The sequence below is a fragment of the Microvirga sp. Mcv34 genome (assembly GCF_024519725.1).
GTDB lineage: Bacteria > Pseudomonadota > Alphaproteobacteria > Rhizobiales > Beijerinckiaceae > Microvirga.
Genome location: NZ_JALJRK010000102.1, coordinates 1 through 10,399, shown reverse-complemented (window position 1 = coordinate 10,399; position 10,399 = coordinate 1). Strand labels below are relative to the sequence as shown.

Genomic DNA, 10,399 nt, shown 5'->3' with positions numbered 1-10,399 from the left:
ACCCCGCCCGCCAGCGCCGTGGCCGCCAGCGTGGTGAGCGCGAGCCGCTTCAGGGTTCGCCCGTGGCGCGGCGGCGGGGCCCTCTCAGGGGCCGTGTCCGGCTTGAAGTGGTCGCGGCTCGCGAAGGGATCCTGGCGTTCCAGAGAGTTAAGGGGGGAGATCTGGTCCATTACTGCACCGCCTTGAGAATAAGCTTGCCTTGCACGGTGCCGGCCTCGCCGGGCACCTTCGCGGCGAGCGACACTTGCCAGCCGCCCTCCATCGCGAGATTGGTCTTGAACAGGTAGGTGCCGGGCTTGTCGGCCGGCTGCGGCTCCAGAGGCGCCGTCATCATCCCCATGTCCTCGGGGGCCATGTCGATGCGGCGGGCGAAGATCACCGCATCAGGCACGGGCTTGCCGGTCGGCTTATGGACGAGCTCGACAGCGACCAGGGCCTCACCCGAGCGGGCCTGCGGACTAACCAGCCGAAATTCGTAGTCGTTCAGAGCCTCGGTCGAGACCGGGGTGACGGCACGGGCGGGGAGCAGGCCGGCGAGCGCTGCCGTGACCTGTGGCGGCACCCAGGCCGGCAGGGCGAGCTCGCCCCTGCCGACACGGTAGCCGGCCGCGGTGGCCGCGCCGAGCACGACGAGGAACAGGAGCGTGATGACAGCTTTCTTCATGGTTGCAGCCTCGTAGGTTCTCGTGTGGGAAGTCCGGCGCGAAGCATCATGGCACCGCCGTCACGATGAGCTTGCCGCGAACGTAGCCGTCAGCATCCGGCAACTTCGCCATGAGGACGAGCGACCAGTCGCCTTCCATGACGAGGTCGGTCTCGAAGCGGAAGTAGCCCGGCAGCACGTCGGGCACGGGCTCCAGCGGCGCCGTCATCTCACCCATGCCGTCCGGCGACATGTCCAACCGACTGATGAAAACCACCGCGCCGGGGACCACTTTCCCGGTCGCCCGGTGCACCAGCCGCACGGTCAGCACGGCGCCGTAGCCCTGCTTGAGCTCCCGCTCGACGAGCTCGAATTGGTAATCGGATGAACCGGCGCCCTGCGCCAGGCTCGGGCCGGCGAGAATAGAAACCGCCATCATGGCCGCGGCGGTGCCCTGGGCAACCGCACGAGCGGCCCGGCCCCAAACGGTACAGGCAGCGCGGCTATGCGGCAGATTTGGCCATGCGACCCTCAAAACTCTCATGGAAAAGCCCCCATTTGCAGGTGAGTTCGCTGCCGCCGCCGAAACGGTTACAGCCTCATGGCAAAATGGCGGGAGCAGACCGAACAACCTCAGGGCCCACGCCTTGGTCAGCGCCGCTCGCCCTCGGGACAGCTGCACGACGCAAAGCTTTCGGTGGCCGGGCAGAGCCGACCGGATCCTCAGAGGCATCGCACCATCTTCTAGGGCAGGGTTGTCGGACGGGACGCGGGTCACAGCGGGTCGTGCCGGCAGGCAAGTGCGCGGTGTTGATGGTCAAGGCCTGCGCAGAGTTCTCGCGCGGCAGCCGCCGCATAAAATCGAGGCGGGATGTAACCAAGTCGGCAGTTCCCGCGAACTACCTGGGAGAATGGCGGTTGGTTTCCTATAAGCCCGCCGCGCTCGCGACAGGGCGAGTGGCCAACCAACGACGGAGAGTGCGATGCAGCCGTATGAGCAAAACCAAAACGCCTATGGCACCGGCTTTGCCCGGACGGCGGCTCAGGTCGACCAGGGCCTGCGCGCCTTCATGCTCGGCGTCTACAACAACATGGTCCTGGGCCTTGCCATCTCGGCCCTGGTCGCGCTTGGCATCAACATGCTGGCCACCACGAGCGATCCGTCGCAAGCAGTTGCCCGGATGGGTGGTGTTGGCCTGACCCAGTTCGGCGCGACTCTGTACGGCTCGCCCCTGATGTGGGTGATCGCGCTGGCGCCTCTGGCCTTCATCTTCTTCTTCTCGTTCCGGATGGACCGGATGTCGGCGGCGTCGGCCCGCGGCACCTTCTTCGCTTTTGCTGCGGTGATGGGTGCTTCGCTCTCGACGCTTCTCATCCGCTACACCGGCGCGAGCGTCGTCCAAGTGTTCTTCATCACGGCCGCGGCCTTCGGCTCGCTGTCGCTCTGGGGCTACACCACGAACCGCAGCCTGTCCGGCATGGGCTCGTTCCTGATCATGGGTCTCGTCGGCCTGATCCTGGCCTCGATCGTGAACATCTTCGTCGCGTCGAGCGTCCTGCAGTTCGGCATCTCGGTGATCGGCGTGCTGATCTTCGCAGGCCTCACCGCCTACGACACGCAGAAGCTGAAGGAGATGTACCTGTACGGCAACTTCGACCAGGAAGCCGCCGCCAAGGTCTCCGTGTTCGGCGCCCTGACGCTGTACCTGGACTTCATCAACATGTTCCAGTTCCTCCTGGCTCTTGTGGGCAACCGCAACGAGTAAGGGACAGCATCATCGGAGACAGGATCGTGGCCGGTGCGGCAGATTTCTCCAACGCACGAATGCGGCACGGCGCGATGACGAGCGCCTCGGAAGGCGACTGGCGCCGCAGCAGAGTAAAGTTGGTGACGCGGCGTTTACTATGGACGCGGCAAGGATTTTGGCAGCAGCGGACATTCGGACACACCCGCTTTGCGCTGCGACGTGCGGTTGCTATCTTGGACTCGATGACCTGGGCTTCACTCCACCGCCTGTGCGCGCTCGTGCTGGCCCTCACCCTAGCGGTGGGGCTGGCGACGCATGGGGTCAAGGCGGCGCAGATGGGCGCCCAGATGGCCGCCGCGGCAATGAGCGCGCCGATGCCCGACGGCTGTGACGGATGCGATCAGGGCGGCGACACAATGCCGGCCTGCGCCGCCCTGTGCGCGGCCATGATCGCTGTCCTCCCGCTCGCAACCGACCTCGTGTCGGTTGCGCGGGCGCCCGCGCATCCTGTCCTGGTCCTTCACGCGGCGGGGCTGCGCGGCCCGCCCGACCCCTTTCCGCCAAAACCCAGCATCCTGAGCTGAGGCGCGCCACTCGCGACCGTGCCTGAACCCGCGCGCCGGCGGTCGATGCCGGGCGCCCGGCGCGCGGGCCGCCCCCACACGTTTCAGGATGAAGACCATGTCAGATCGCTCCGGGCCGGCGCTCAGCCGCCGCGCCCTTCTCGCCGGCGGTGCGGGCCTCGCGCTTGCCGCCAGCCTTCCGCCCAGCGCCCGGGCCCATGAGGGCTCCCGTGGCGCAGAGTTCCGGCTGCTCGCCGCACCCGGCGAGGCGGCGCTCGCCGGCGCCTCCCGTCCCGCAACCCCGGTTTGGGCCTATAACGGCGCGGTGCCCGGCCCCGGGATCCGGGTCCGCCAGGGCGAGCGCGTGCGCGTCCTCGTAGAAAATCGGCTGCCCGAGGAGACCACGGTGCACTGGCACGGGCTGCGGGTGCCGAACCCGATGGACGGCGTGCCCCATCTCACCCAGGCGCCCATCCGCCCCGGCGAGAGCTTTACCTATGAGTTTGCCTGCGAGGACGCGGGCACGTTCTGGTACCACCCGCACCAGAGGAGCCATGCCCAGGTCGGGCGGGGGCTCTCCGGCCCGTTCATCGTGGAGGAGCGCGAGCCCTATCCGGTCGACCGCGATGTCACCTGGATGCTGGGCGACTGGCGCCTTCTCAAGGACGGGTCGATCAGCGACGACTTCGGCAACCTGCACGATGTCAGCCACGCCGGCCGCATCGGCAACACGGTAACGGTCAACGGGGCCGTGGCCCAAGCCTTCGAGGTCCGCCGCGGCGAACGCATCCGGCTCCGTCTCGTCAACGCCGCCAACGCCCGCATCTTCGGCCTGGAGTTCGAAGGGCACGCCCCCTGGATCGTGGCTCTCGACGGCCATCCGGTCGAGCCGCACGCGCCCGAAGGTGGGCGGGTGGTGATCGGGCCAGCCATGCGCGTCGACCTGGTGATCGACATGACGGGCCTGCCCGGGGGCCGGTTCAAGATCACGGACGCCTTCTACAAGGGTCTCGAATACCGGCTGCTCGATCTTGCCTATGCCAGCGAGCGCCTGCGCGAGCCTCGGGAGACCGCTGTCCTGCCACTGCGCGCAAACCCGGTGCGGGAGCCGGACCTGTCCTCCGCCCAGCGCCATGACGTGGTTCTCGCTGGCGGCATGATGGGGACGATGGCCGGGGCGATGGTGCACGGCGAGATGACCGACGTCCGCGCCATGCTGCGCCAGGGCCTGGTGTGGGCGATGAACGGCGTCGCCGCCACGGGGCACGTCCACGAGCCGATGGCCACGCTCGCCCACGGCAGCTCCCACATCCTCGCGATCAAAAACGAGACGGAGTGGTGGCACCCGATGCATCTGCATGGCCACACCTTCCGGGTGCTCGGCCGCGACAGCGTGCCCACCCGCCGTCGCGAATGGCAGGACACGGTGCTGGTCGCGCCTCGCGAGCGGGTCGAGATTGCCTTCCTGGCCGACAACCCCGGCGACTGGATGTTCCACTGCCACGTCCTGGAGCACCAGGCGGGTGGAATGATGGGCTCCATCCGCGTCGCCTGACACCACGATCTTCAAGGAGTAATCACATGCGCATCCTCAACACCGCCGCTCTCGCCCTTGCCCTGACCCTCGCTGGTCCCGTCCTTGCGCAGAGCGCAAAGCAGGCCACCCTCTACAAGAACCCGCAATGCAGCTGCTGCGAGGAGTACGTGAAGTACCTTCGCGAGAGCGGCTTCGAGGTGAAGGTCGTAACCACCCACGACCTGCCGCTGGTCAAGAAGGAGCACGGCGTCCCCACCGACCTTGAAGGCTGCCACACCACCCTCGTCGACGACTACGTCGTCGAGGGGCACGTGCCGCTGAAATCCCTCAACAAGCTCCTCACGGAGCGTCCGGCGATCAAGGGCATCTCGCTCCCGGGCATGCCGATGGGCTCCCCCGGGATGGCCGGGCGGAAGATGGAGCCGTTCACGATGTACGAGATCTCGGGTGATCCTACGCCCAAGATCTTCGCGGTCGAGTGAAGGAGCGAACCATGATGCATGACATGATGAGCGGCCCGATGGGCTGGATGATGGAGGGCATGGGCCTCGTCGGGCTCCTGCTTGGCGTCGCACTGGTCCTCGCGATCATCGCACTGGTCAAGGTCATCGTCGGGAGCGGGCGATGATATCGTTTTTCCTCGCCCTCCTCGTCCTCGCGGCGGCGCCTGCCGCCGCGACGGAGCGGCCCGCCTCCTTCGTTCTCCATCGCGAGCCGCGCCCCGTGCCCGATTTGCGCTTCGTCGACGGCGAGGGGGGCACGCGGACCCTTGCGGACTTCCGCGGCAAGGTCGTGCTTCTGAACGTGTGGGCGACCTGGTGCCCGCCGTGCCGCCAGGAGATGCCGGCGCTGGACCGCCTGCAGGCGATGCTTGGCGGCCCGGGCTTCGAGGTGGTCGCCCTGTCCGTCGACCGTGCAGGGGCGGGGCCGGTGCGCCGGTTCTACGGCGAGACCGGGGTCGGCCGCATCGCGGTTTATCTCGACGCGTCGGGGCGGGCCCTGCGCGACCTCAACGCGGTCGGCCTGCCGACCACGCTCCTGCTCGACCGGGAGGGGCGGGAGATCGGCCGGCTGATCGGACCGACGAGCTGGGATGCGCCCGAGATGGTCCAGATCCTGCGTGAACGCATAGGTCCCGCTTCGGATGGAGGGGCGCCATGAGAACGCCACCGATCCCGCGCGGGCGCCGTGCATTGATGGATGCGCGGCGGTGTAACCGAACACCCATGTGGCACGAACTAAGGGGTGAACGCTCATGATTGCGAACGAAGCCGAGCTGCGGGCGCTCATGACGGCTGGTCTGAACGGCGATGCGGCGGCCCACCGCGTGCTCCTGGACAGGCTCAGTCGCCACCTGCGGGCTTACTATAAGAACAAGCTCGCGCGGATCGGGCGGAGCGCCGACGAGGCGGAGGATCTGGTGCAGGATGCGCTGATGGCGATCCATACCCGGCGGCACACCTACGACCCGGGCGAGCTCTTCACCCCGTGGGTGCATGCCATCGCGCGCTACAAGCTCATCGACCACCTGCGCCACACGAAGGCCTCCATGGCGGATGGGCCCATCGAGGATGCCGCCGACTTCGAGGCGCAGGACGACCATGCTGGGGCGGAGAGCGCCCTCGACCTCGACCGCCTGCTCGCGCGGCTGCCCGAGAAGATGCGGCGCGCGATCCGGCACGTTAAGATCGATGGCCTGAGCGTCGCCGAGACCGCCGCTCGTTGCGGCATGTCGGAATCGGCGGTCAAGGTGAGCGTGCATCGGGGCCTCAAGGCCATGGCGGCGGCAATCGCCCAGGGAAGGACCACATGAAGACCGACGACCTGATCAACATGCTCAGCACGAACGTCGAGCCGGTGGACCGCGGCCAGCTCAGGCGCAGCCTCGGCCTCGCGGTGGCGCTCGGGACCGGTGGGGCGCTCGTTGCGGCCCTGCTGACGCTCGGGGTCCGTCCGGACCTGCACGAGCCCGGCGCCCTGGCCTTTCTCGGCCTGAAGCTCGCCTTCTCGGCAGGCGTCGTCCTGGTGGCGTCGCTGCTGCTGACGCGCCTCGCCCGCCCGGGCGGAGAGCGCAGGACCCGTCCCGTCCTGGCGCTGCTGCCGTTCGCCGCCATCGTGCTGCTCGCGGGCCTGAGCCTCGCCTATGCACCGAGCACCCATTGGGAGGCGATGATCGTGGGCGACATGTGGCTAGAGTGCCTTGTGTCGATCCCGATCATCGCCATCGTGCCCTTTGCGGTGATTGTCTGGACCGTGCGCCGGCTCGCGGCGCCCACGGACCTGGCGCGGACCGGTGCCTTCGCCGGCCTGGCCGCCGGCGGTGTGAGCGCGATGGGCTATGCGCTGCACTGCATGGACGACTCCCTGCCGTTCATCGCGCTCTGGTATGGCGGCACCATCATCCTGTGCACAGTGGCCGGGGCGCTGCTCGGTCCGCGTCTGCTGCGCTGGTGACCGGAGACACCCGCGGCCAACTGCGCCGTCGGGGTGGTCAGTAGACCTGTGACCCGCCGGCCCAATTGTGTGAAGTCCTGATGACGAATACGCAACGTCCGGCTGGGCACGGGAGCCCTGATGCAAAGCGTTGGGCCGGAGGGCTCCATGGCACGACAATCTGCGGTTCGGTCGCGACGGTCCGACACCATCTGGCACAAGGGCCGGCGTCCGAGGCGGCGCATCCGGTCGAGCCAAGCCAAGGCCGGCGTGCGTGCCTTGCGCAGGCTCGTCTGGCTGATGCTGGGGGGAATGGCCGTGTTCATGGTGCTGTCATTTCAAGGCATCGGCTCCGGCACGCGTCCGGACCCATCCTCGCGGGCTTTCCTGGACCGTGCGCACTCCGTTTTCACGCCCTCAAGATCGCCTGCAGCCGCAGGAGCATCACAGGACCAAAGCTTAGCCGACATATCCGGGGCGCAGATGCCTTGACGATACCGGGACCGGCCCTTCACGACCGCGTGAGCATGTAACCGATCCGCGGCTGCCTCCGAACTTATGGTCAGAAGTGCATGGAGCACAGCAGCGGAGGTCTCCACATGAACGCAAGCAACGGTTCCGTCGTGACGAAGTCGAGCCGCCTGCCGCAGCCATTCAGCCGGCTTGGACGGGGCGGGCGGCGTACCTGGATCGCCCTGGCGGCGATCCTGCTGGTCGGCGGCGCCGCATTGAACTGGGGCTGGCTCGTGGCCGCGGGTATTGCGCCGTTGCTGTTGGCCCTGGCGCCGTGCGCGGCCATGTGCGCGCTCGGCCTGTGCATGAAGGGCGGCAACGCCTGCAAGAGCGAGAGCAATGGCGCAGTCCCGGTGCGGGCGGCCAACGCTGGCCAAGGGGGCGCGGAACCGGCCTGACCGCAACTGAACCTACTCACGACATACACTACGACATCCAAGGAGATGCAGACATGAACACCTTCACAAAGACAACTCTCGCCCTCGCCGCGCTCGGTGCGACCGTGGCAATGGCTCCGGCGCTCCACGCCCAGGGTGCCCCCGCCCCAGGCGCATCGCAAGGCCAGGGCATGGGCAACATGGGTGGCATGGGGAACATGGGCGGCATGGGGAACATGGGTGGCAACATGAGCGGCGGTGACATGGGCGGTATGGCCGGCATGATGAAAATGATGGAGGACTGCAATCGCATGATGCAGTCGATGAACAATCAGAATCCGTCGCGCGAGACCCCGCCGGCCACCCCCGAACAGAAGGGGTAGGCGGCGCGACGGGCGGCCGCCGCGTCATGACCTCCCCCTGCGGCGGCCGCATCCCCCATCACAGGCAGGGCCGGAGGCCGGCGAAATCCGTCTTCCATGGACGGAGAAGGATCGGTCGCCGCCCCCTGCGAGGCGGCAGCAAGCCAAAGGAGTACCATCATGCCCCGCAGTTTCGATGCACTTGAGCGCCAGGTGTTCCTGGCCTTCGAGCAGGCTGTCGCGGACAAGCGCTTGGACGTGGCAGACCATCTGCTTTACGCCCTTGAGGCGCTCGATCCGGAGTTCGAGGGACCCGCGATCCGTCGCGCCTGCCGTTCGATCCTGGAACCAGCCTTGGGGGCGGAGGACGCCGACACCGCTCCCCCGAGCCGGCACTGACCCTAGACGATCACGGGCCCTGGCGGAGCGGTGTCGCGCCGGCCGGGCCCATCAGAAATGAAAGAGCGCTGCGATGAGATCTTCACGAGGACCCTGTTGGCTCGCCCTTGCCGTGATCGGCCCGTTGGCGGTCATCGGCGCGACTGCGTCGAAGGCATCGGAGACCGTGCGCGTGGCGGAGTTGCCGCGCCAGACGCATATCCACGGGCTTGCCGTGGACCGTCAGGACCCGTCGCGGCTCCTGATCGCGACCCATCACGGCCTTTTCCGGGCTGGCCCGGACGGACGCGCGGAGCGGATTTCGGAGGTCCAGGACTTCATGGGGTTCACCCCGCATCCGACAGACCCGAAGACGCTGTTCGCGAGCGGGCACCCCGCTCGCGGAGGCAACCTGGGTTTCATCGCCTCCACTGACGGCGGTGCCACCTGGCGGCAGGTCTCGCCGGGTGTGAAGGGACCCGTCGACTTCCACCAGATGAGCGTGAGCAGCGCGGACCCCGCGACGATCTATGGCGCGTATGGCGGGCTCCAGGTGAGCCGGGACGCCGGCAGGACCTGGACGGTCGTGGGCCCCACCCCGGACAAGCTGATCGACCTCGCCGCTTCCGCCAAGACATCCGACACGCTCTACGCCGCCACGGAGAATGGCCTCCTTGTGAGCAGTGACGGCGGCAAGGGCTGGACGACCGTCCTTGCCGGGGCGCCCGTGAGCCTGGTTGAGGTGACCCCGGACGGTTCGCTCTACGCATACGTCGTCGGGCGTGGCCTCCTGCGCTCCGACGCCGAGTCGCTGGTGTTCGCAACCGTCGGCGACGACTTTGGCGGGGGCGTTCCTCTGCATCTTACGGGAGATCCCGCCAATCCGGCTCGCCTCTTCGTCGCAACGGCGCGCGGCCGCGTGCTCACCAGCACGGACCGGGGACAGACATGGTCTGAGATGGGAGCCGGTGGCTCTTAGATGGCTCCGGGCGCAGACCATCCCAAGGCGCAACGCGCCCTCATCCCGAGGAGCCGGTGCTCCGGCGGGGCTGTCTCGGCACGGGCTTTGGAGAACGGGCACCAACAATCCGAGGAGGCGAATTGACCACCGGCGCAACCCACACGGCCCCGGGCCGCCCTTCTGGGATCGCCCGATCCTGGCACGCGGCACTGCGCCGTCACTTGATTGTCGTAGCCCTGGGCAATCTCGCTTGGGAATTCGCCCACATGCCGCTCTACACGCTCTGGACGACCGGATCCTGGGCTGAAATCGTGTTTGCGGCCGTCCATTGCACGGGCGGGGACATCCTCATTGCCCTTTCCAGTCTGACCATCGCCTTGCTGACCGTCGGCACCGGCGCCTGGCCAGCCGAGCGGTTTCGCACCGTGGCTGCGCTGACCGTTGCCTTTGGGCTTGGCTATACGACCTTCAGCGAGTGGCTCAACATCGTGGTCCGGGCGGCGTGGGCCTATTCCGACCTAATGCCCGTGTTCCCGGTGTTCGGCTTCCACGTCGGGCTGTCCCCGCTGCTGCAGTGGATCGTCGTCCCGCTCGCCGCCTTCGCATGGGCCGCCCGGACCGGGAATCAACGCCACCCTGTCGAGCCTCTCCGTGCGGTCTGACAGGACGGCCAGGCTGCGCCCCCACCGGTTCTGGCTCGCGGTGGGTGCCGTCACCGTCGCAGGAGCCGCGACGGCTTGGTTTGGTCTTCGTCTCTGGGCCGCGGACCCGAGGGTGGCCCGTGGTCGGCAGCTCTACGACGCCCACTGCGCCTCCTGCCATGGCCTGAAGTGTCAATCGGCTTCCAAGTTTGACCCTCGATCAGCATCCAATTCTGACCCTGC

Annotated in this window: 17 protein-coding genes (1 of these 17 cut by a window edge); 14 read left to right on the top strand and 3 right to left on the bottom strand. The window is 67.7% G+C overall.

What is annotated here, in order from left to right:
* The 3 genes in view from OC446_RS26625 to OC446_RS26615 are tightly spaced (at most 46 nt apart) and all read right to left on the bottom strand, a layout consistent with a single transcriptional unit that may run on beyond the window.
* Positions 1 to 170 carry the 5' end (the start) of an efflux RND transporter periplasmic adaptor subunit gene (locus tag OC446_RS26625; RefSeq protein ID WP_262032002.1) on the bottom strand. Its footprint begins 1,396 nt before the window's first position, so the window shows 170 of its 1,566 coding nt (coding positions 1-170); it begins with the start codon at positions 168 to 170; its stop codon lies off the left edge, out of view.
* Positions 170 to 664 carry a FixH family protein gene (locus OC446_RS26620; protein ID WP_262032001.1) on the bottom strand — a complete coding sequence of 165 codons (495 nt, stop codon included), beginning with the start codon at positions 662 to 664 and terminating at the stop codon, positions 170 to 172. Before OC446_RS26620 ends, OC446_RS26625 begins: the two co-directional genes overlap by 1 nt.
* Positions 665 to 710: 46 nt before the next feature.
* Positions 711 to 1,187, bottom strand: coding sequence for a FixH family protein (locus tag OC446_RS26615; RefSeq protein ID WP_262032000.1), 477 nt, complete (start codon positions 1,185 to 1,187; stop codon positions 711 to 713).
* A 439-nt stretch (positions 1,188 to 1,626) separates the two neighbouring features.
* Between OC446_RS26615 and OC446_RS26610 the strand changes: the two genes are divergently transcribed.
* The 14 genes from OC446_RS26610 to OC446_RS31165 all read left to right on the top strand — a co-directional run.
* Positions 1,627 to 2,409: a Bax inhibitor-1/YccA family protein gene (locus OC446_RS26610; RefSeq protein ID WP_262031999.1), complete on the top strand. Its 783-nt coding sequence runs from the start codon at positions 1,627 to 1,629 to the stop codon at positions 2,407 to 2,409.
* Between the two features lie 224 nt (positions 2,410 to 2,633).
* Positions 2,634 to 2,975 carry a hypothetical protein gene (locus OC446_RS26605; protein ID WP_262031998.1) on the top strand — a complete coding sequence of 114 codons (342 nt, stop codon included), beginning with the start codon at positions 2,634 to 2,636 and terminating at the stop codon, positions 2,973 to 2,975.
* 97 nt (positions 2,976 to 3,072) lie between these two features.
* Entirely contained in the window at positions 3,073 to 4,509 is a 1,437-nt protein-coding gene (locus tag OC446_RS26600; protein WP_262031997.1) for a multicopper oxidase family protein, read from the top strand.
* 26 nt (positions 4,510 to 4,535) lie between these two features.
* Positions 4,536 to 4,973 carry a DUF411 domain-containing protein gene (locus OC446_RS26595; RefSeq protein WP_161725192.1) on the top strand — a complete coding sequence of 146 codons (438 nt, stop codon included), beginning with the start codon at positions 4,536 to 4,538 and terminating at the stop codon, positions 4,971 to 4,973.
* Positions 4,974 to 4,984: 11 nt separating this feature from the next.
* Positions 4,985 to 5,119 carry a hypothetical protein gene (locus tag OC446_RS26590; protein ID WP_262031996.1) on the top strand — a complete coding sequence of 45 codons (135 nt, stop codon included), beginning with the start codon at positions 4,985 to 4,987 and terminating at the stop codon, positions 5,117 to 5,119.
* Entirely contained in the window at positions 5,116 to 5,652 is a 537-nt protein-coding gene (locus OC446_RS26585; RefSeq protein WP_262031995.1) for a TlpA family protein disulfide reductase, read from the top strand. Before OC446_RS26590 ends, OC446_RS26585 begins: the two co-directional genes overlap by 4 nt.
* A 94-nt stretch (positions 5,653 to 5,746) precedes the next feature.
* Positions 5,747 to 6,304, top strand: a complete 558-nt coding sequence (locus OC446_RS26580; protein ID WP_161725195.1) for a sigma-70 family RNA polymerase sigma factor — start codon at positions 5,747 to 5,749, stop codon at positions 6,302 to 6,304.
* On the top strand, positions 6,301 to 6,945 hold the full coding sequence (locus tag OC446_RS26575) for an NrsF family protein (RefSeq protein WP_161725196.1): 645 nt from the start codon (positions 6,301 to 6,303) through the stop codon (positions 6,943 to 6,945). The genes OC446_RS26580 and OC446_RS26575 overlap by 4 nt, the downstream gene beginning before the upstream one ends.
* 578 nt (positions 6,946 to 7,523) lie before the next feature.
* The gene (locus tag OC446_RS26570; protein ID WP_262031994.1) at positions 7,524 to 7,835 is read left to right on the top strand and encodes a hypothetical protein; all 312 of its coding nucleotides are present in this window, start codon (positions 7,524 to 7,526) and stop codon (positions 7,833 to 7,835) included.
* 53 nt (positions 7,836 to 7,888) lie between these two features.
* Positions 7,889 to 8,197 carry a hypothetical protein gene (locus OC446_RS26565; RefSeq protein WP_161725199.1) on the top strand — a complete coding sequence of 103 codons (309 nt, stop codon included), beginning with the start codon at positions 7,889 to 7,891 and terminating at the stop codon, positions 8,195 to 8,197.
* Positions 8,198 to 8,356: 159 nt separating this feature from the next.
* Complete coding sequence (locus OC446_RS26560) at positions 8,357 to 8,575, top strand: hypothetical protein (protein WP_161725200.1); 219 nt, start codon at positions 8,357 to 8,359, stop codon at positions 8,573 to 8,575.
* Between the two features lie 73 nt (positions 8,576 to 8,648).
* Positions 8,649 to 9,533, top strand: a complete 885-nt coding sequence (locus OC446_RS26555; RefSeq protein WP_262031993.1) for a F510_1955 family glycosylhydrolase — start codon at positions 8,649 to 8,651, stop codon at positions 9,531 to 9,533.
* A gap of 122 nt (positions 9,534 to 9,655) precedes the next feature.
* The gene (locus OC446_RS26550) at positions 9,656 to 10,177 is read left to right on the top strand and encodes a hypothetical protein (RefSeq protein WP_262031992.1); all 522 of its coding nucleotides are present in this window, start codon (positions 9,656 to 9,658) and stop codon (positions 10,175 to 10,177) included.
* Positions 10,167 to 10,399, top strand: a 233-nt coding sequence (locus OC446_RS31165; RefSeq protein WP_410055153.1) for a c-type cytochrome, incomplete at its 3' end; no start/stop codon positions are given. The genes OC446_RS26550 and OC446_RS31165, both read left to right, overlap by 11 nt.